Origin of the sequence: Halorhabdus utahensis DSM 12940 (genome assembly GCF_000023945.1) — an archaeon.
Lineage (GTDB): Archaea > Halobacteriota > Halobacteria > Halobacteriales > Haloarculaceae > Halorhabdus > Halorhabdus utahensis.
The window spans coordinates 331905-352630 of record NC_013158.1; the positions used below are offsets into that span (position 1 = coordinate 331905).

Here is a 20726-nt window from a genome sequence, read left to right on the forward strand (position 1 = left end):
TCTCAGACCTCGCTTTCGGCATCGACCACGGCGATCTCCTCTTCGAGCCACTCCTTGAACCACCGCACCCGCTTGAGTCGGCGGTGGAGGTAGCTCTCGGCGGTGTCGCTCTCGATGCGCTCGCGAGCGTCCGTTCCCCGCTCGGTGACGCGTTCGACCATCTCCGGAGCGTCGACGTGGGACCGTGACTCATATCCCATGCGCAACAGCAACAGCGCCGTCCCGTTGGCACCGACCTTGTCGAGGACGTCAGCCTCGATGAGACACCGGGTCTCAAGCGGCAGGTCGGTGAGGTCACCCTGATAGGAGTGGTCCTCGATCGCGGCGACGACCTGTTCGACGAACGACTGTGGATAATCACTGTGCGTCTCCAGGAACTCCTTGGCGATGCGGGCACCGGCTGCTGCGTGTTCGTCCTGCTCCGCTTCGAGTTTCGCCACGTCGTGAAACAGTGCTGCCACTCGTGTGACCTGCACGTCCGCCCCTTCCTGCTTGGCGATATCCGTGGCGAGTTCCACCACGTTGAGGATGTGGTTGAACCGGTACTCGGCGGAGTGCCAGGGGTACCACCGCATCCGTCCGCCAGCCTGTTCGTTCTCGACGCTGGCCTCGAGATAATCGTGGACGAACCGCTTCATCTCCTCGAATTCCGCCGCCGACACTGGCGCCTCCCGGATTTCAACACCCACAGAACCACCTCCAGAGATCGCGTGTTTCGGTCATCTTGCCTATAAAGAAGCGGCTTTAACTCTTTAGCGTTACGACACCGACAGGACTCCACCGCCGTCATCAGACGCAGGGACGGGATGACATTTCACTTCGACGAAACGCTAGCCTGGGGTTGCGTCGGGAGCCTGCCCGGGCGGGACCGGGCAGGCGACTCGCTCACAAAGGTTGCTCTCGCCGGTTGGCTTAAGTTGACACGCCTCACAGTCATTTGCATGAACATCCGGACTGCGACTCCAGCGGATACACCAGCGATCCGTGACGTCGCCAGACGATCGCTCCAGGCGTCATACGCACTGAGTCCACAAACGATTACCACCGGCATCGAGGAGTGGTACGGCGAAGCACAGCTCGAGGAGAGTCTCGACTCCGACGATCGCATCCTGCTGGTCGCAGACGTCGACGAACAGGTCGTCGCGTTCTCCGAGAGTACGTTGACCGCAGGTCGGCCCTGGGTCGTCGACGAGTCCGACCACGGGCGTGACGCCATGCTGCTGTGGCTACACGTCGACCCTGATTACCGTGGCGAGGGGATCGCGAGCACCCTCTTCGACGAGACGATCGGTCGACTCCGTGACGAAGGCGCGATGGCGATCCAGGGCCGCGTCCTGGCGAACAATCAGGACGGGACTGGATTCTTCGAGTCCAAGGGCTTCGAGCGGGTGGGTCGCACCGAGATCGAGATCGGCGGCCGGAATCAGATCGAGTACCGATACATCGCCGAGCAAACCGGGCTCGAACCGCTGGAGTCCGGCGGCGAAACGGTGTACGTCGATCACGACGAATCCGAGCGTGGGTCGACAGCGCAGTTTCACATCGTCTACGCCGACGACGACCGCCAGGACCGCTACGGCTACTACTGTGACAACTGTGGTGAACTTGCGAACGCGATGGACGCGATGGGACGCATCGAGTGCAACTCGTGTGGGAACCGGCGCAAACCCACCCGATGGGACGCGGCGTACCTGTAGGTCAGGGCACGACTCGTTCTGATCGGCCGTCGGTCGCTGTCTCGCCCTCACCGTTCGATCTCTGGCCACGGTAGCGTTCCAGAAGCGTCGCTGCGAGCCCACCGAGTCCGACCAGTAAAACCACGAGCTGAATCAGCCCGCCCGCGACGGGGAGGCGTCCGAGGGCTGCGACGGCGAGAAAGCCGGTCAGCAACGCCAGCCAGCGGTTCTCGGTGTCGAGCTGTGTCAGGACGAACGTCCCGACCGCGTACCGGCCGTATAGCGACCCCACCCAGAGCCCGAGCAGGTAGATGAACAGCCCGATCAGCGCCAGCGGAATGCCGACGATCGTCAGGACGAGCACGACCAGTCCGACGGGGATGCCGACCAGTGCGACGATGCCGATCGCTCCGGACCGAAGCGGCTGCGCCGTCCCGGCTGTCGCAACTGACCGCGAGAAGTCCGGGAACAGGCCAAGAAGGATCACGGCTCCCAGCAGGCCCACCATGAAAGCGTAGATCCCAACGATCCAGGAGGGGATCGAGAAGCCAAGCGGCGAGTCGAACCCGAGATCGGAATCCGCAGATATCGTCCCGGCGATCGACGCGCCGGACGCGCGTTCGAGCGTCCCGCCGTATTCGAGATTGCCGGCTATTTCCGCTGTCTCGGTTACGCGGACGATCTCAGCGCCGACCTGGACGTCGCCCTGAACCGACCCTGCGATCGTGACGTCGCCGCTGGCCCCGGTGAGTGACCCCTCGATCGTCGCGTCGGGGCCGATGACGACCGAGCCGGCAGTCGCGGAGACGTTCCCGGTGACGGTGCCGTCGATCCGGACCGTGCCACCGACGGCCCGGACGTTACCCTCGACTGTGCCGTGGATGGCGACTGACCCGGCGAAGACGTCGAGGTCGCCCGCGACTGTTTCATCGGCCCCGACGACGACCGAGCCGCCGGTTCTGGTTTCCGCAAATGCCGTACCGGGAATCGATGCGAGCAGGAGAAAGACCACGACGAGGGCCGTGATCGTCCGGACGTTCGTTCTGGATAGCGACCGTTTGGATACCATGCCAGGTAGCCGGTTCGCCGGGCACGGGTATAAAAATAGGATGCGATTTGGCGAACGAACAACTGTGGTCCTCGGCGGGATCCTCGGGCAGTGAGCCATGATGCGGGCGTGACACTTCCGAAATAACCACATCCGTCCCTTCCGCGGGGCGATCGTGTTTCGCCCCCAGCTTCAAGACCGACGCGCTGGAAGGTCTCCCTATGCGATTCGGTATCCTGAGTACGGCCGGCATCGCCCGCAGTGCCCTGCTCCCCGCGATCGAGCGAAGCGCCCACGACGTCACGGCGATCGCTTCACGGGACGTGGATCGTGCGGAAACCGTCGCCGCCGACCTGGGGATCCCCAACGCCTACGGAAACTACGACGCGATGCTCGCGGAGGCACCGATCGACGCCGTGTACAACCCGCTCCCGAACGCGCTGCACGCCGAGTGGACGATGCGCGCGGCCGACGCTGGCCTCGATATCCTGTGTGAGAAGCCAGTCGCGGTCGACGAAAAACAGGCTCGGGAGATGTTCGAGTACTGCGATCGCCAGGACGTGACGCTGATGGAAGCGTTCATGTATCGGTTTCATCCGCGGACCGAACGAGCGGCCGAGATCGTCAGCGAGGACTTCTTGAACGTCCGATCCGGATCCGCAAGGTTCACCTTTTCCCTCCGGGGCAATCCAGACGACATCCGACTCGATCCGGACCTCGCCGGCGGGTCGTTGATGGATCTCGGCTGTTACACCGTGAGTGCGATGCGGCTGTTCCTGGGTGAACCCGAGCGGGTGTACGCAACGAGTGTCGACACCCGCGACGCCGGCGTCGACAGCCAGTTGACCGGAATCCTGGAGTTCGAGTCGGGGGCGACGGCACAGATTCACTCCGGATTCGACACGCCGTTCGTCGAGTCCTACCGCGTCGAGGCCGAGAACGGCTGGCTGGCGGCCGAAAACGTCTTCGGTGCCGATCCGAACCAGTCCGTCTCCATCGAGTACGAGGTCGACGGCAGACACGTGACCGAGGAGTTCGACCCCGTCGACCCGTACCAACGAGAGGTCGAGCACTTCGCCGAGGCCGTCGAATCCGGATCGACGCCGCGAATCGACGAGGCGGAATCCGTCCGGAACATGGCCGTGATCGACGCACTGTACGAGAGTGCCGACCGTGGCCAGCCAGTGTCTCTCTCGTAGCCATCCCGAATGTGGTCACTGGCGTTCAGATGTGTCCATCGGCGTCGACAGGGCATCCTATCCCCGAACATTATACACGAATGTTTTTACCTGAGACACCCCTAATTGTACGATACATGACTTCACAGAACGTGGCAGGCGGGGACAGCGCCGGGGGGCGCAAATCAGTACTCCACTGTGGAAACTGTGGACACGACAGTCTCGTCGACGGCGACTGGATTCTTCACGAACGGCGGGGGTCGCGTTCGGTCTGGTATCAATGCCCGGACTGTAGCCATGCGGTCTCGGTCCGGCCGATAGAATCGCTCGACAGTTCCCGGTTTCCGTCCCCACTGTCGCCGACGGCGACGAAAACCGCATTCGACAGGTCGGCAACGACCGATCGATCGTCCCTCTGGGAAAACTTCTGGCGGAGTTACCGGGACGTCGCGACCGCGTGGCTGTCGCCGTGGCAGGACGATTGTGAAGCGAAAGCGGACTGAGCCGAGACGGGATCGGTTCGAACGATCCCAACCCAACGCATCATAGCAGAGACACGTGAACGGTCTCAAGACGGGTTCGACCGGAAGAACCGCGAGCCAGCAGCCAGCAGGCGTGCTTATTGTTCTTCGAGGAGTTCAAGGAACGTCGCGATCCATTCGGGGTGGTCGGGCCAGGCCTGGCCAGTCACCAGATTGTCGTCCCGGACGACGCCGTCAACCCACGAACAGCCGGCAGCCTCGACTTCCGGCCGGACTGCCGGATACGCCGTCATTTCGTAGCCATCGAGGACGCCAGCTGCGGCGAGGATCTGGGGGCCATGACAGATCGAGGCGACTGGTTTGTCGGCCTCGAAAAAGTGCTGGACAGCTTCGATCACCACATCGTATCCACGAAGGTATTCGGGAGCTCGTCCACCGGGAACTACCAGGCCGTCGTATTCGGTCGGGTCGACGTCGGCCATCGTTGCGGTCAATTCGAAATCGTGGCCCCGTTCTTCGAGATAGGTCTGGTCGCCACGGAAATCATGAATCGCCGTCTTGATCGTCTCTTCGCCCTCCTTTTCGGGACAGACCGCGTCGACTTCGTGGCCGACGGCCTGCAGGGCCTGGAACGGTACCATGATCTCGTAGTCTTCACCGAAATCGCCGACGATCATCAGGAGTTGTTTGCTTTCCATTATGAATCAGGCGCTCGTGCGCAGCTAGTATGACGATTGATCGTTACATAAAACTTCGCCGGAGCCGATCATCGGACTACCGCCACTTAGGCGTTCTCGGGTTCGACATCACCGTTGTCGATGACGAGTGCGTAGGAACCCGCTTCGAGTTCGACCCCGTCGACGTTGGCGACCTCCGCGTCGAGAGTGATCGACCCGTCGATCGCGGTGAACCCCTCCCCGGCTTCAATTGCGTCGAGATTGTCCGCTTCGACGAGGAACGCGTCGATCGACGGGCCGCTGAGGACGCCAACCGTGTAGCGTATCTCGGTCGTCTCCTCGAGTTCGAACTCGTCGACCGCGTGGCTCCCACCGTTGATATCGACCTCCGAATCCGACAGACTCCCGCCACCGTCAACAGGTTCGATCATGTACTGGGCCGTTACAGTCCCACGGCCGAGCATCCCACATCCACTCACGAGCACAAGCGCGCCTGTCCCCACGGTTCCCAGAACCGTCCGTCGGGTCGGATCGGTGTTCGATCCCATAGCGCCACATAGGATTAAATGTTATATAAATCATGCGTAATGTTTTCTGAACCATTTGATCCCCATGAATGCACAATCCCCTGTCGGAGCAGTCCTCAATTCGTCAGCTCGCATGGCTTGGGATTCCCGTCGCACGCGATGACAGAAGGCTCGCACTCAGATCATCGGCGTCGATCCCACCGCGAGCCGGCGAACTCGGCGAGGAGGAGGCCGATGCCGCCGGCGACCGCGGCGATACCCAGCGCGAGAACGACCGCGAGCGTCGGATATCGGCTGGCGACCAGCGCGAGGACCACGAGCGGGACCGCGACCAGCGCGATCGCCGCGGCGAAGACGGCGAATCGAGCCACGTCGAACAGTAGCGCCGTCGCCGACAGACCGGCCACCATCGCCGAAACACCGAAGACGTAGACCGCGACTGCCGGCAAGATGAGGATCCCGATGGCTACCTCGGCCACGGGAAACCAGACGGCTGCGACAGCGAGCACAGCGAGTCCGCCAGGCACGGCAAGCGCGAGGAAGGCCAGCAACTTCTCCCGAAAGAGTCGACGGGGCGCGAGCGGATAGCGATCGAACTCGGCGGCGTCGTCGAACTGGGTAATCCATGCGTAAGTCGTGAACGTCCCAAGGCCGAGCAACGTCCCGAACGCGATCCCGGGCGCGAGTTCGAGCCCCCCTGCGTCCGCGACAGCGACCAGTAGCCAGCCGGTGATTCCCCCGAACAGCGACAGCGAGAACAGCACCTTCCAGACCGAGCCACTCGATCGCGCCACTTCCCGGAGCGTCCGTCCGGCGACGCCGAATCCGACTGGCAACGGCGGAATTCGAGACGCCGTTTCGCTCGTCTCGATCGGCTCGAAGAATGCCAGCGCGATCGCCCCGCTGAGAACGATCGGGCCGACGACGCGCGCTCCGCTCCCGATGGACGGCTCCCCGTAGAGGCCCGCCGGCGTGAACGCGATCGGATCCACGTTCGCGAGGACAACGACGGCAACGAGGGCGCCGACACCCCCAAGCAGGGCGATCACTGATCTCGTTGCCACGGCGATCAGCCCGAGACTGACCGTCACGCCCATCCCAAACGCGAGCACGAGCGTCACCCACAGCAGACCCACGTCGAGCAGACTTCCGCCCTGGAAAAGGGCACGCGCGGCGTCAGCGAGCGCGATTGGGGCGAGAATCAACCCGGCGTAGTACAGCAGATCTTTCAGGAGGAACGTCGCGAGGACGCGTCGCCAGGAGACCGGCAGCGTCCGGGAACTGCCGACGAGCAGCGAGACGTCCCCAAGGACATTGCGCATCGCGTCCCGGCCGACAAGCCCGATCGTCCCGACCTGCAAACCAAGGAAAGCGACCACCGCGTGCAATCCGCCGACGACAGCCCCGCGCGCGACGCCCAGTTCGCCGAGCAACGTCAGTCCGGCAGCCCCGAGCACGAACATGACTGCCGGAAAGGCAGCGAAGCGCCGCCCGCCGAACAACTGAGCGTGGAGTCGCCACTCCTCGATGAGCATCGCCGAAAGCAGACTCACGAATCCGGACCCCCCTCGTTCGGTTCCGCCGCCACACCACCGGATCGGCCGGCTGCAATCGCCATGTCGCCGCCCTCGACAGTTTTCATGAAGTACGACAGGAGGTCATCGTCGTCGAACTCGGCCGTCTCCTGTGTCCCCTTTAGGTGTCCGCCGTCGAGGATGCCGACCCGATCGCAGAGGTCGGCAGCCACGTCGACGAAGTGCGTCGACAGAAACAGCGTGTTGCCGTTGTTACAGTAGGCGCGCAACTCGCGTTTGACTCGCTCCTGGAGGATTGGATCGAGATTGACCAGCGGTTCGTCGATGAACACCAGTTCGGGATCGTGAACGAACGTCCCCCCGAGCATGACGCGCTGGCGTTGGCCCTCGGAAAGGTCAGCGGCAACGGTATCCAGTGTTTCGCTGAACTCGAGACGATCGGCCCACCGCTCGATGCGATCGTCGATGTCGTCGAGTTCGCGCACGTCGCCGATAAACCGGAGATACTCCCGCGGCGTGAGGAAACTCGGCGGATCCTCGCGCTCGGGGAGAATGCCGACGACCTCGCGCACCTCGCGCGGGTTGGCGACGGGATCGATACCCAGCACGCTGGCAGTCCCGGCGTCAGGTTTGCGCTGGCCGGTCAGGATCTCGATCGTCGTGGTCTTGCCCGAGCCGTTCGGCCCGAGCAACCCGAAAAGCGCGCCCGACTCGACTGTGAGTGAGAGGTCAGCGAGTGCAGTGAGATCCCCATACTGTTTCGTGAGTCCGTCGGTCTCGATCGCCGGCACGGTCACTGCGCCCCCCGTAACGGAGTGACGATCGAAACATGCCGGGCGACCCGCAGTCCCGCGTCAATAGTGCCCATACCGATCGTGGGTGGGGCAACGCCCTTAGCTGTTTGGCCGCTGGGATCCGAACGGTTTTCTCTTTCCCGGGTCCAAATGTGGATATGAGTCGTCGACGGCGCGCGTATTATTATCTCGGTGCCTTCGCCGCCGTGACAATCCTCTATACGATCGCCTACGGGGCCGGCATGGCGGTCTTCGAAAGCGCCTCCCGGACGTTGACCGAGTCGCTGCTGGTGGTCGTCCAGTCCTTTACCACGACTGGCTACGGCGAGGACGCGGCCGCCTGGACCACTCCCCAGATGCGGCTGCTCGCGATCGCGATGCAGGTGACCGGCGTCTTCTTCGTGTTCATGGCCCTGCCGCTGTTCGTCGCGCCCTGGATCGAACAGCGACTGACGACGACTGTCCCCGATTCGATCGAGGACGCCGACGATCACGTCGTCATCTGCGGGTACACCCCGCGAACGGAGATGCTGATCGACGAGTTGCGGATGCTCGAGGAATCGTACGTCGTCATCGAACCGGACCGAGACACCGCGACCGACTATTACGAAGAGGGAATCGCGGTCATGCATGGCGATCCGGAGTCGATCGATTCTCTGACCGCTGCGGGCATCGAAGATGCACGTGCGCTTGTCGCCGATGTCAACGACGAAGTCAACGCCTCGATCGCACTCGCCGTCGATCAACTCGCCCCCGAGACCCGGACGATCACGTTCGTCGAGGACGCGACGCTCGCGGATTACCATCGCTACGCGGGGGCCGATCAAGTCTTCACACCACGACATCTGATCGGCGAAAGCCTGGCCCAGAAAGCCACGACGGCCGTCACCGACGAGGTCTCCGACGCCGTCGAGATCGGCGATGAGTTAGAGATCGTGGAGATTCCGATCGAGGCAGGGAGTGACCTCGTCGGGACCACCATCGGCGAGAGTCGCATCCGCGAGCGAACCGGCGCGAACGTCATCGGTGCGTGGTTCCGTGGCCAGTTTGTGAGTTCGCCATCGCCTGCGGATCGGATCAACGCCCGGACGGTCCTTTTGGTCGCCGGGCGTGAACCCCAACTCCAGGCCTTTCAGGAGCTTGCCAGCGCGAAGGCACGGCGACAGCGTCGCGGCCCCGTCCTCATCTGTGGCTACGGCGAAGTGGGATCGACAGTCAAACAGCGGGTTGTCAGGGCAGGATTGCCGGTGACCGTCATCGATCTCGACGAGAAGCCTGGTGTCGATGTCGTCGGCGATGCGACTGATCCCGACACGTTAGAGAAAGCTGATATCGACGAGGCAAGTTCGGTCGTGCTGGCGCTGCCGGATGACACGTCGGCGGTGTTCGCCTCGCTCGTCGTCCGACAACTCGAACCCGACGTCGAAGTGGTCGTCAGGGCCAACGAGACAGCCAACGTCCAGAAACTCTACCGCGCCGGGGCCGATTACGTGCTGGCGCTGGCAACCGTCAGCGGTCGAATGCTCGCCTCGACCATCTTCGGCGAGGACGTCATCACCTTCGATCAGGGCGTCGAAGTCGTCCGCCTCCCGGTCGGCACGCTTGCCGGCCAATCGATCGCATCAGCCGACATCAGGGCCGAGACCGGGTGTACCGTCATCGCGATCCAGCGAAACGGCGAGCTGATTACTGACTTCGATCCGACGTTCACGTTCGAAGACGACGACGAGATAATCGTCACTGGGCCGGACGACCGTGTCAGTGCGTTCACTGCATTAGTCGAGTGACCGCCAGTTCGGCCTCGACGGCCCATCAGTTCAGGAACTGTCTCGCTGCCCGATCGCCACCTGCAGCCGATCCGCGACGGCCTCCCGGAGACGATCAGCCTGCTCGGCGTCGATGTCCGCCGCGACCGCGTCCGTGCCCATCAGACTACTTGAGCCCGCTGTATCGACGATGACCGAGGCCAGCCGACGGCGACGCTGGAAGATCGTCCGCGAGGAGAGGACGGTCTGGACGCGGTAGGTCGGAACGATCGTGATCCGGCGCGACCAGAATCCGTTTCGCGTGAGTGCGTAATCCTCTCCCAAATGATAGCCGCGATGTCGCCACTTGTAGTGGGCCGCGACCGGCACGATTAGAAGGATCACGGCCGAAAAGTACCACGGCCCCGAAACATCTGGATGGAACGTCACTGCATAGGTTCCGGCGATGATGACGAGCGCGACCAGCAGGTATCTGACTGCGTAGCGCTCTCTCGCTCGTTTTGGCGGCCGTTCGAAGGTCACTTCGCCGAACGATTCGATCGAGCGGGCGAGTTCAACCACCCGGTCGCGTTCGGCAATCGGGATGGCCGACTGTGAGCGTGCGCCCGATCCCTGGCCGGGGGCGTATCCCGCCGTCTCGATCGTCAAGCTGGCGTAGCCCAGCCAGCGGGCGAGGACGTTCTCCCGGATCGACAGCGTCTGAACCTTCTCGACGGGGATCGATCCACTGTAGCGCTGGAGAAGCCCACGTTCGTAGCGGTACTCGTCGCCGTGGGTACCCAGCTGAAAATCGTAGTACTGTAACATCGAGATAATGCCACTGAGGATCGCCAACCCGACGATCGAACCGAACCCGACGAGTGGACCGATCAGAAACCACTGATCGATCTCCGGTAGTACACTGGTGATCGCCGCCGGACCGAATACCGATAACGCAACCAGAACCAGCGGGACCAATCGGAGATCCATCGACACGATCCCAAGAATGCCTAATTCACGGGGCGTGATCGAATACAGAGTCTCCGCGGAGTGATCGTCGGCCTCCTCGCCCGCGTCGGGTTCATCGGCGCGCTTGTGACGTCCGACTTCCTCCTGGAGGCGGCCCGCCTCCTCGCGGTTGACGTAGGAAAGCTGAGCTTCGGTTTGGCCGCCGCCGGCGGTCTCCAGGCGAACCTCGGCGATGCCGAGGAGTCGCTGGACGACGTTCTGTCTGATGTCGACGTTTTGGATGCGCCGGTAGGGGATCTCGCGGTCCCGACGCGAGAAGACCCCGGACTCGATGTCGAAGGTGTCCGCTGTGAGTTCATACCGGAACCGGCGGTGGTAGGCAATCTCCCAGCCGGCGACGAGGGCGACGCCGATTGCCGCAATGCCGAGGAAGATCGCCGCCCCCTGCAACATGTTGCCGCCGGAGCCGCCCGACCCCGCAATGCCGGCAACCACAATCGCGCCGCCGATCCTGGCGCTGTTCTCCGCGATCCGATACGGGATCGAAAGTGGATCGAGTCGCATTGTTAGACGGCGTCGTCCCCGGTCGAATCTTTGGCCAGTACTTTTAGCCGATCCTGGAGGTCCTCGGCGGCCCCCGGCGTCAGCCCGGGAATTGTCACGTCGGCCCCTCGTGAACCCGCAGTGTAGACGACCAACGACGACAATCCAAGCAACCTGTCGACGGGGTCACGGCTGGTGTCGATGTGCTGGACGCGAACGAAGGGAACCACAGTCTTGACGTGCGTGAACACACCACGTTCGAGATAGAGAGCATCCTCGCGAACGCGATACTCCCAGGACCGAAAGAGCAGCAAGGCGTGGACGACGCCGACGGTGAGTGTCAGGACGAACGCGCCGATGCCCGGGAGCAGTCCCCACTCGAGCCCGAAGACACTGATCGCCCCGGCGATCGCGCCGAGGACCGCGGCCACGATTCCAACACGAATCGCCCACTTCCATCGAAGGCGACCGTGAGGCGCCCTGACCTCGGTCAGTAACTCGTCCCGGTCGATCCCTTCGGAGCCCTCCGGATCACCCGCCATACTCGGGTGTCTCTCCGCCCCGTCAGATCCCGTCTCGGGGCTCGCCGAGTCGGGATCCGAATCCCCGTTCTGTCGGTCGCCGTCGGTGGTCATATCCACACTGTCCGGCTGGTACCGGCTTAACCGTGGTGCCGGACCTGGGACCAGCGGCACTGAAATATTTCTCCCGGCCAACCGCTCATGGGAAGGCCATGGCGAACAGCGTCGGACTCGTCACCGCGAACCGAGGGTGCCAATCAGGGTGGGCTCGCGTCGTCCGCTTCGACGGCGAGTGCCCACTGTTCGAGCCACTCCCGAAGGCCTGAATCGGGAACGGTCAGCGAGTGGGTGTTCTCCGGGAGTTGCGGGTAGCCGCCGACTGCTTCGTGGTCAGGAATCCAGTAGTCGTACGGCGATTCGGTGTCTGGATCGCCAGCGCGGGTTTCGATCTCGGAGATGATCCGTGAGTCGTCCTCGGTGCGATCGGCCGGGCGTGCGCCAGCGTAATTCAGGTTGTGGTTCTCGACGTCGCTCGAGTCCATCGCGGAGAGCCCATCGGGCCACAGCGGCCGAGACGATAGCTCGGACGTGTCGCCGGTCAGCGGCGTCGACGTGGGATCGGTAACGTTGTCCGCCAGATAGGCGGTGCCGTCTTCGATCACCGTGTCCTCGAGGTCCTGGGGGACGTAGACGTTCCCGACGATAGACGCTTCCGTGTCGCCGTCCATGTTCGTCGCCTCGTTGAAGAAGTACATCACGTTGTTGGCGAGGGCGGATCGAGTCCCACTTTTGAGCCGTGGGACCCGGCCACGGACCTTCGCCCAGACGTTACCCAGCAGCGCGACGTTCTCAGCGCCGTCACCGATGAGCGTCCCGTAGTTGTGATCGGCGCCGTCGTCGTAGGGATCGTACAGCCCCTCGTAGATGAGACAGTTCGTGTAGGTCGTCCGGTCGGTGTCGTACCCGACGGACATGCACTCGTCAGTACCCCACGAGGCCGAGACGTGATCGACGACGTTGTTGGTGGTGTCATCCTGCGTGTTGACCGCGTCGTTGCTCTGGATGCTGCCCTCGGACCCCGGTCCATGACGGGACCGAATGTGCTGGACGACGCAGTCGTTTGCGTCGATCTGGAGCTGGCCTTTGATGAACGTAATCCCGGGCGAGGGCGCGGTCTGGCCCGCGACCCAGCACTTGTCCTCGGTAATCGCCAGTTCCTCACCGCCGAGGTCGATGGTCCCGCTGGTCTCGAAGACGATCACGCGCGGGCCAGAAGTGCTGAACGCACGTTCGACCTCGCTGCGGGTGGCGTTCTGGATCCGAATGACTTGCGTACTGTCGTCCAGCCACGGTGCCGGATCGGCGAACCCGTCCGACGGGTCGAAGTATGATCCGCCGGCGGTGTCAGTGCTGGTCGATGTACTGAACATCGTCGCCGAGCCAGTGACCGGATCACCGTCGCTCGCGTCCCCAATCGCCCGGAACTCGTAGGCGGTATCCGGATCGAGGCCGGAAAGTGTCTCGCTAAACGATCCCGTCGAGGACAGCGTCTGCGCCGCGGTCGTGGACCACGAGGCACTGTCGCGCGCACGGTATTCGAAGGCGACCTCGACTGACGTGGCCCCACCGAGGTCTGTGAGTGAACCTGACAGCGTCGCCGAATGTGTTCCGACGTTCGAGACCGAACCCGTCGAAACCACTGGATCAGCATCGCCGGGGTCGCGTTCGTGGGTGACGCTCCCCGAAATGTCCGGATCGCCGATGTCCCGGTTGTCCGTCGGCGCGAGTCCCGACAGTTCCGAAAATTCGGCCCTACACAGCGTGCCCGAGTTGTGGCTGGTGACCGCCAGCCCGACGTAAGCGGTCTCGGAGACGGATACCCGCGAGTCATCCAGAGCGGCGATCAGCGTCCAGTCGCTCCCATCGGTGGACGCGTAGGCCTCGATGACGTCGCCGGTCCGGACCAGTCGCTGATACTGTGCAGGCATCGTCCCACCCGCGATCTCGCGTTCGTCCTCGCCGACAGCGGCGGTCGTACTCGTGGTTTCCGCACCCGCGCCCTCACGCCACTGGAGCGACGTTTCGTGGCCCGGGGTTTTCCTGACCATCGCGTTCACCGCGTCGGCGGACAGCGACTCACGGACCATCAACCCGGTCTTGGCCCATTCATCGGTGTCGTCGAGACTGTCCACGCTGACCGCCACGTCGAAGTCGCCCTCAACCGGCGCGTAGTAGAAATGGCCCTCGTCGGCCTCGTTCCAGATGTCTGCACCGCCACCCTCGACGGTGACGACGCCGGACCCGCCACCCCCGACCGAGGTCCTGAACGTGTTGACGGAACCGGTGTCGGTATCGCCGTCGCTTGCCGTCGAAACCGCCCGGAACTCGTAAGCGGTGCCCGGTTCGAGTCCAGTAATGGGTTTGCTGTAGGACCTGGTCCTGGACAGGGTCTGAGTCCCCACATTCTGCCAAGATCCCCCCGTGCGCTCCCGATACTCAAAGGAGACGGTCGCCGAGGACGCGCCACCGAGGTCGTCAAGTGACCCCGAGACGGTCGCCCGGTTGCTCGCGACGGTCGACGCCGACCCCGTCGAGACGACGACGCTCGTGTCGGTGTCGGTACGTTCCGAGACACTGCCTGGAACAGTCACGTCCCCGACGTCAATGTTACTCGCGAGTGAGATGCCCGAAAGGTTCGAGAACGTTGCCGTACAGAGCGTGCCTTCCTCGCCGCTACAGACTGCCAGCCCGACGTACGCCGACTCGGCGAAGTCGATGTCGCTCGGCGAGATGGCAGCGATTCGCGTCCAGTTCGAGCCATCCGTCGATCCGTAGGCCTCGATGGTATCGCCGTCGCGGACGAGTCGTTGCCAGGTCGCAGGCATTGTGCCGCCGGCGACCTCGCCCTCGTCGCTCCCGCCCTCGGACGTCGTACTGACCATCTGGTCACCGTCGTCCGAACGCCACTGGAAGGATGTCTCGTGGCCAGGTGTCTGTCGAACCATCGCCGTCTCGGCGTCGGCGTTCAACGTCTGGCGGACCATCAACCCAGCTTTCGCCCACTCGTCGGTCCCTTCCTGTGAGGTTACCTTCACGATGACGTCGAAGTCGCCCGAGACCGCCGTATAGTAGTACTGAAACGCGTCGGCCGCGTCCCAGATATCGTCACCGCCACCTTCGATCGTGATCGGTGTCGCTGCCCTCGCAGGATTGACCGCATTCGTTTCCCCCAGTGCCCCGATGCCCCCTGCCCCAAATGCACGCAGGAACGTGCGTCGGCTGTGCTCTATCATTCAGCAATCCAGTTCAAATTGTCTTATAAAACTATATAAAAGTGTCTGTTGCGGGCTGGTCCCGCTGACACCCGCCGGCAAACCGGGCAACCCAGAATAGAGATCTGGCAGGCGATGGTGACAGCATTGTAGTTCTGTACGGGGAGCCGACAGTGAAGCGGCTATGCACGGAGCGCGGTACCGTCGGGTACTCTCGCAGTCCGGAAAGGAATCTGCGAACAGACGAGGGGCCAGTGCCACCAAACCAATGTTTATTGGGTAGGCATTCAACTGGTATAGTATGGCAGATGTACTTGTCGTCGGCGGCGGTCCCGCCGGCCTGAGCGCCGCACTGTTCACCGCGAAAAACGACCTCGAAACGATCGTCTTCGACACCGACGAGACCTGGATGCACAAGGCCCACCTGTTCAACTACCTCGGCATCGACTCGATGGACGGCAGCGAGTTCATGGATGTCTCTCGCGAGCAGGTCGAAAGCTTCGGCGTGCAACGCAACCAGGGCGAGGAAGTCACCGCTGTCGAGGACGCCGGGGACGGGTTCACCGTCACGACTGACGCGGGCGAATACAACGCCGACTACGTCGTCCTGGCAACCGGTGCCGACCGATCACTTGCCGCGGAACTCGGCTGTGCGACCACCGAAGAGGGCATCGTCGACGTCTCGGTCAACATGGAGACCAGCGTCGAGGACGCCTACGCAACGGGCGCGATGGTTCGCGCCGAGGAGTGGCAGGCGATCATCGCCGCCGGCGACGGCGCAGCAGCGGCGCTGAACATCCTCAGCAAAGAGAAGGGCGAACATTATCACGACTTCGACGTGCCCGCCGACGCGGAGTAATCGACTTCTCGATCCGATCGACGAGGTCGACTTCTCGAACTGAACGACCGTGGCGCTCGATCGGTTTTTCGTTTCCCTCGGCACAGCGGCGGCCCTTCCCAGACGAGTGAAAAATCGACTCGACAGAAACGATCGACTTACGCGAGCGGTTCGACGAGGTCTTCGAGGGCCGCGCGCGGGTCGTCGGCCTTGGCAACACCGCTTGCGAGGAGGACGCCCGTCGCGCCAAGCTCGCCCGCGGACTCGACATCGTCGCCGGTCGAGATCCCGGCTCCACAGTACACTTCGACATCTTCGTCGACAGCTTCGGCCGCCTCGACGGCGTCGGTTACGATGTCGGGGTCGCCCGTCGCGACGGAGACATCACCGCCGATGAGTTCCGGCGGCTCGACGGCGACCGAGTCCGGGCCGAGCGCGGTCACGGCCCCGATCTGTGCGGGGTTGTTCGCACACACGCAGGTTTCGAGGCCGGCGCGCTCTGCGGCCTCGACGGAGCCGTCGATGTCTGCGAGTTTGAGTCGGTTCTCGGAGTGGTTGATCAGCGTGCCGACCGCGCCGGCATCGGCGACGGTTTCGGCGAGCGTGTGGCCGGTATTGCTACCATACTCGATCGAGTCAACGTGCTGGGCCCACGTTTCGACGCCGGTATCGGCGACGCGCGCGATGTCGGCATCCTGGGCGGCGACGCCGATGCGGACGCCCGACTCGTCGCTGACGTCCTTGGCGGCTTTGGCGACTTCGACGGGATCACACGGGTACGTCTTGAGATTGACGAGAACGAACATTGCAGCTACGGATTCTCTGAGCGCAGGAAAATAGGTTTCGAAGCAGACCCAGCCGCGCTGTCCCGACCCTGAAACAGTGGGCATTAAGAGACTGCTACTCGAAGTACGAGCCGACCACCGTGACCGACGGAACTGAGCGGACGACGGTACTCATCGTCGAAGACGAACAGCACCTTGCCGATCTCTACGCCGAATACCTCCCTGAAACGTACGACGTCCGGACCGCGTACAACGGTGCGGATGCACTCGAGATACTCGAAGAACCGATCGACATCGTGTTGCTGGACAGGAGGATGCCCGTCATGTCCGGCAACGAGGTGCTCGCGTCCATCGAAGAGCGGGGGATCGAGGTCAGAGTCGCGATGGTGACGGCCGTCGATCCTGACTTCGATATCATCGACCTTGGTGTCGACGATTACGTCGTCAAGCCGGTCAGCAAAGACACGCTCATCGGCGTCGTCGAGCGCCTCGAGACGGTCTCTGCATACAACGACCAACAGAAGCGACTCACGGCAAAGAAACTCAAACGAAACGTCCTCGAGGTCGAGAAGGCCCGACCGGAGTTAGAAGCGAGCGAACGATTCAGCGAGCTCGAAGCGGAGATCGACGAACTCGAAGCCGAGGTCCAGGCCCTCGAAACGGAGATCACTGAATCGACGATCGAACGCTGACGGGTTTTTTGATCGGCAGCCGAATCAGGAATCCTTTCGTTCGACGACGTCACCGAGCGTGTACTCGCCGACTGCCGAGCCACTGTCCCAGTCAGCATCATCGTCCGTGCCGCCGCTCTCTGTGAGTTCGATGTCCAGAGCACGTTCGAGCTTTTGCTGGACGTCGTCGCTCGGGAGATGGTCACCGTGCTCCAATTTTCGAATGAGGCTGGCTTTCTCGTTGAGTTGATCAGCGAGTTCTTCCTGGCTCATGTCGGCTGCTTCACGGGCCGATCGGATCCGCTGATCGAAGTCCTGGACGAGTTCGTCCATCTCGTCAAACATGTCTCGACGGCTACCGCCCCCGGAGGACCCCCCGGACCCACCGCCACCGCTGGCCGAGCCCGAACTGCTGGAACTGGACGAACCCGACGAATCCGTCGAGTACTTCGTGGACGCACTCGAGGACTCCTGGGTCCGCACTTCCGTGCCGAAGTCGGCACACTCATCACAGACGTCCAACTCCGCACCCTCCACCTTGACGGTGTTCGGCGCAGCCGTCTCGGCCCCGCACATCTCACATTGAACCATGTGAGAGGGTTACTTGCCCCGGGGCATAAATCGCACGCCCCACGTACAGCATGCGGATGCTGCCGCTTTCCCTACCCTCATGGCCGTCTGTAGCCGACTCACACCAATGTCATCGACGCAGACCGAGTCGCCCGTCGAACGGTTCGTCACGTCCCTCGAGGAACTCGACGTGACCTGGACCCGAACGGACGCTGATGCCGTCGAATCGACCGTCGCTGAGTTACTCGATGAACCGGCTGTCGGGATCCCGATCCCGATCGACGGGGCGTCGCTGCCGTCAGCTGTCGACACCGATCCCGATCCGGCTGCCGTCCGGGCAGCCGCCACCGGAGTGACACCCGCGACACTCGGGATCGCAGACTACGGCAGCGTTTTGTTGCCGTCAGACGACCACGGGTCGGGGTTGCTGAGCCTCTTTCCGGAGACCCACATCCCCGTCGTCAGCGAGCGCGACGTCGTGGGGACGATGGCCGACGCCTTCGGGGAACTCGGCCCGCAGCTCCGGGACGACCGGGGCGACGTGATCATCGCCACCGGGCCGAGCGCGACCTCGGACATGGGAGAGATCGTCCGTGGCGTCCACGGACCGACAGACGTCCACGTCGTCATCGTCGAACAATGAGCGGGAAAACGTCCAAACGCGATGCGACAGGCACATCGAAGCGTGCCAAAGCGGCGAAGATCCGGGAGATTATGGAGCAGGAAGGCGCGGCTATCGAGACGAACACCCAGGGCTTCAACGACGGCCGCTACGAGTCGGTCGCCCGCCTCGAGGACTACCAGGGACTCAAAGACGAGGCCCGCGCGATCAAGGAGGACGCGATCGATCGGCTGCCGGAACTCATCGAGGAACTTCGGGATAGCGTCGAGGAAAACGGCGGCACAGTCTATCTCGCCGAGGACGAAGCCGAGGCCAACGAGTATATCGAATCGGTCGTCGCCGACGCGGACGGCGAGCTCGTCGCCAAGAGCAAGTCGATGACGACCGAGGAACTCGAGGTCAACGAGCATCTCGAAGCAGCGGGCGTCGACGTCGTCGAAACAGACCTCGGTGAGTGGGTCCTCCAGGTCGCCGAGGAGGCCCCCTCGCATCTGGTTGCGCCGGCCATCCACAAGTCCCGCGACGAGATTGCCCGACTGTTCGAGGAACGCTTTGACCCCGACGTTCCCCTCGAGACGGCCGAAGACCTCACGAACTTCGCCCGGGAGCAACTCGCCGACGACATCGCAAACGCTGACGTCGGCATGACGGGCGCGAACTTCCTGACGGCCGATTCAGGAACGATGGCGCTCGTGACGAGTGAAGGCAACGCCCGCAAAACCGTCGCCAGTACGGAGACACACGTCGCGGTCGCGGGCGTCGAGAAGATCGTTCCCAGCGTCGAGGACCTCCAGCCGTTCGTCGAGTTGATCGGCCGCTCGGGCACCGGCCACGACATCACCTCCTACGTCTCGCTGTTGACGCCGCCGATCGACGCGCCGACCTTCGACGGTGATGCCTTTGGCGATCCGGACGACCGGGAGTTCCACCTCGTCCTCGTCGACAACGGTCGGATGGCCATGCGCGACGACGAGGACCTCGAAGAGACACTGTACTGCATCCGGTGTTCGGCGTGTGCGAACTCGTGTGCCAACTTCCAGCAGGTCGGCGGCCACGCCTTCGGCGGCGAGACCTACACCGGCGGGATCGCCACCGGCTGGGAGGCCGGCATCGGCGGCGAGGAGAGTGCCGAGGAGTTCAACGATCTCTGTACCGGCTGTAGTCGCTGTACGGAGGCCTGTCCGGTCGGCATCGACATCCCCTGGATCAACACGGTCGTTCGCGACCGGCTCAACCGGGGCGACGATCCGGGTGCGTTCGATCACCTCGTCTCGGGATTGACGCCGGATCCAGAGCCTGCCGGGCTTGACCTCCAGAAGCGCTTTTTCGGGAACTTCGCGACCGTCGCGAAACTCGGGAGCGCGTTCGCCCCGCTGTCGAACTGGGCTGCCGAACTCCCGCCATCGCGTTGGATCGCCGAGAAACTGCTGGGAGTGGATCGCCGTCGCGAGATGCCGAAGTTCACACGTGGCACGCTTCGCAAGTGGGCAAAAGGGCGAGAACCACCAGCGGATCCCGATCGCGAGGTCGTCCTGCTGGCGGACACCTACACGAACTATATGCACGTCGAGCGCGGGAAAGCGACGGTCCGGGCGCTTGAGGCACTCGGCACTGAGGTCCACATCGCGGATGTCTCCGAGAGCGGTCGGGCCGCCCTCTCCCAGGGGATGATCGCGACGGCCCGCGAACAGGCCGAAGCAGTCGCCGACTCGCTGGATCCCCATCTGGATGCTGGCCGCGACATCGTCATGGTCGAGCCCAGCGACCTCGCGATGCTCCGGAATGACTACGAACGGTTGCTCGACACAGAGACGTTCGACCGGATCGCCACGAACAGCTATGAAGTGCTGGAGTACGTCTACGGCCTCGTCGAGAACGGGGCCGACATGGGCGCGCTCGCGGACGGCCACGGCGAGGAGATCGCGTATCATAGCCACTGTCAGCAACGGACACTCGGGCTCGATGCGCACACCGAAGCGATCCTCGATCGGCTGGGCTTCGATCTTGCCACCTCCAAAGTCGAGTGCTGTGGCATGGCCGGCTCCTTTGGCTTCAAACAACAGTACTACGACGTGAGCATGGCCGTCGGTGACGACCTCCGCGAGCAGTTCACGACGCCCGAGACCGAGGATCGGACGGTCGTTGCGAGCGGAACGTCCTGTCACGACCAGTTGACGGATCTACTCGAACGGAAGGTCACGCATCCGATCGAGTTGATCGCACCCGCGGAGTGAACAGACCCAGCGCTGGCGCTGGCCGCGGTGTGGGCCACG

19 protein-coding genes are annotated in these 20726 nt (G+C 63.2%); 8 read left to right on the plus strand and 11 right to left on the minus strand.

All coding sequences use genetic code 11. From position 1 onward, the window contains the following. Positions 1-2 precede the first annotated feature (2 nt). A complete protein-coding gene (locus tag HUTA_RS01670; RefSeq protein ID WP_012795408.1) occupies positions 3-689 on the minus strand; it encodes an HD domain-containing protein in 687 nt (228 codons plus the stop codon). Between the two features lie 252 nt (positions 690-941). On the opposite strand from HUTA_RS01670, the gene HUTA_RS01675 reads away from it, so the two are divergent. Further along, positions 942-1697: a GNAT family N-acetyltransferase gene (locus HUTA_RS01675; RefSeq protein ID WP_012795409.1), complete on the plus strand. Its 756-nt coding sequence runs from the start codon at positions 942-944 to the stop codon at positions 1695-1697. 1 nt (position 1698) lies between these two features. On the opposite strand, the gene HUTA_RS01680 is transcribed toward HUTA_RS01675, so the two are convergent. Next, positions 1699-2745 carry a bactofilin family protein gene (locus HUTA_RS01680; protein WP_012795410.1) on the minus strand — a complete coding sequence of 349 codons (1047 nt, stop codon included), beginning with the start codon at positions 2743-2745 and terminating at the stop codon, positions 1699-1701. A 200-nt stretch (positions 2746-2945) separates the two neighbouring features. Between HUTA_RS01680 and HUTA_RS01685 the strand changes: the two genes are divergently transcribed. Together HUTA_RS01685 and HUTA_RS15720 are read left to right on the plus strand one after the other, a co-directional pair. Next, positions 2946-3923: a Gfo/Idh/MocA family protein gene (locus tag HUTA_RS01685; protein WP_012795411.1), complete on the plus strand. Its 978-nt coding sequence runs from the start codon at positions 2946-2948 to the stop codon at positions 3921-3923. A gap of 116 nt (positions 3924-4039) precedes the next feature. After that, positions 4040-4405 carry a hypothetical protein gene (locus HUTA_RS15720; RefSeq protein ID WP_012795412.1) on the plus strand — a complete coding sequence of 122 codons (366 nt, stop codon included), beginning with the start codon at positions 4040-4042 and terminating at the stop codon, positions 4403-4405. A gap of 116 nt (positions 4406-4521) precedes the next feature. Here HUTA_RS15720 and HUTA_RS01695 read toward each other — a convergent pair whose 3' ends face one another. From HUTA_RS01695 to HUTA_RS01710, 4 genes are all read right to left on the minus strand, one after another. After that, on the minus strand, positions 4522-5082 hold the full coding sequence (locus HUTA_RS01695) for a DJ-1/PfpI family protein (protein WP_012795413.1): 561 nt from the start codon (positions 5080-5082) through the stop codon (positions 4522-4524). 86 nt (positions 5083-5168) lie between these two features. Beyond that, entirely contained in the window at positions 5169-5609 is a 441-nt protein-coding gene (locus HUTA_RS01700) for a hypothetical protein (protein WP_012795414.1), read from the minus strand. Between the two features lie 161 nt (positions 5610-5770). Beyond that, positions 5771-7141 (minus strand): hypothetical protein, encoded by a 1371-nt coding sequence (locus HUTA_RS01705; RefSeq protein ID WP_143920314.1) that lies wholly within the window; start codon positions 7139-7141, stop codon positions 5771-5773. After that, positions 7138-7914, minus strand: a complete 777-nt coding sequence (locus HUTA_RS01710; RefSeq protein ID WP_049941394.1) for an ABC transporter ATP-binding protein — start codon at positions 7912-7914, stop codon at positions 7138-7140. The genes HUTA_RS01705 and HUTA_RS01710 overlap by 4 nt, the downstream gene beginning before the upstream one ends. 161 nt (positions 7915-8075) lie before the next feature. Between HUTA_RS01710 and HUTA_RS01715 the strand changes: the two genes are divergently transcribed. Continuing rightward, positions 8076-9704 carry a potassium channel family protein gene (locus tag HUTA_RS01715; RefSeq protein ID WP_012795417.1) on the plus strand — a complete coding sequence of 543 codons (1629 nt, stop codon included), beginning with the start codon at positions 8076-8078 and terminating at the stop codon, positions 9702-9704. 30 nt (positions 9705-9734) lie between these two features. Here HUTA_RS01715 and HUTA_RS01720 read toward each other — a convergent pair whose 3' ends face one another. From HUTA_RS01720 to HUTA_RS01730, 3 genes are all read right to left on the minus strand, one after another. Beyond that, complete coding sequence (locus tag HUTA_RS01720) at positions 9735-11195, minus strand: PH domain-containing protein (RefSeq protein WP_012795418.1); 1461 nt, start codon at positions 11193-11195, stop codon at positions 9735-9737. Between the two features lie 2 nt (positions 11196-11197). Next, positions 11198-11809: a PH domain-containing protein gene (locus HUTA_RS01725; RefSeq protein ID WP_012795419.1), complete on the minus strand. Its 612-nt coding sequence runs from the start codon at positions 11807-11809 to the stop codon at positions 11198-11200. Positions 11810-11952: 143 nt separating this feature from the next. Continuing rightward, a complete protein-coding gene (locus HUTA_RS01730; protein ID WP_012795420.1) occupies positions 11953-14988 on the minus strand; it encodes a DUF1349 domain-containing protein in 3036 nt (1011 codons plus the stop codon). A gap of 280 nt (positions 14989-15268) precedes the next feature. On the opposite strand from HUTA_RS01730, the gene HUTA_RS01735 reads away from it, so the two are divergent. After that, entirely contained in the window at positions 15269-15826 is a 558-nt protein-coding gene (locus HUTA_RS01735; protein ID WP_012795421.1) for an NAD(P)/FAD-dependent oxidoreductase, read from the plus strand. 137 nt (positions 15827-15963) lie between these two features. On the opposite strand, the gene tpiA is transcribed toward HUTA_RS01735, so the two are convergent. Further along, positions 15964-16611 (minus strand): triose-phosphate isomerase, encoded by a 648-nt coding sequence (tpiA, locus tag HUTA_RS01740; RefSeq protein ID WP_012795422.1) that lies wholly within the window; start codon positions 16609-16611, stop codon positions 15964-15966. A gap of 119 nt (positions 16612-16730) precedes the next feature. Here tpiA and HUTA_RS01745 point away from each other — a divergent pair, with 119 nt between their 5' ends. After that, complete coding sequence (locus HUTA_RS01745) at positions 16731-17282, plus strand: response regulator (RefSeq protein ID WP_012795423.1); 552 nt, start codon at positions 16731-16733, stop codon at positions 17280-17282. Positions 17283-17306: 24 nt separating this feature from the next. On the opposite strand, the gene HUTA_RS01750 is transcribed toward HUTA_RS01745, so the two are convergent. Beyond that, complete coding sequence (locus HUTA_RS01750) at positions 17307-17852, minus strand: multiprotein bridging factor aMBF1 (RefSeq protein WP_012795424.1); 546 nt, start codon at positions 17850-17852, stop codon at positions 17307-17309. Positions 17853-17958: 106 nt separating this feature from the next. Between HUTA_RS01750 and HUTA_RS01755 the strand changes: the two genes are divergently transcribed. Together HUTA_RS01755 and HUTA_RS01760 are read left to right on the plus strand one after the other, a co-directional pair. Beyond that, positions 17959-18474, plus strand: a complete 516-nt coding sequence (locus HUTA_RS01755; protein ID WP_049941395.1) for an LUD domain-containing protein — start codon at positions 17959-17961, stop codon at positions 18472-18474. Beyond that, positions 18471-20687, plus strand: a complete 2217-nt coding sequence (locus tag HUTA_RS01760) for an LUD domain-containing protein (protein ID WP_012795426.1) — start codon at positions 18471-18473, stop codon at positions 20685-20687. The genes HUTA_RS01755 and HUTA_RS01760 overlap by 4 nt, the downstream gene beginning before the upstream one ends. Positions 20688-20726 lie beyond the last annotated feature (39 nt).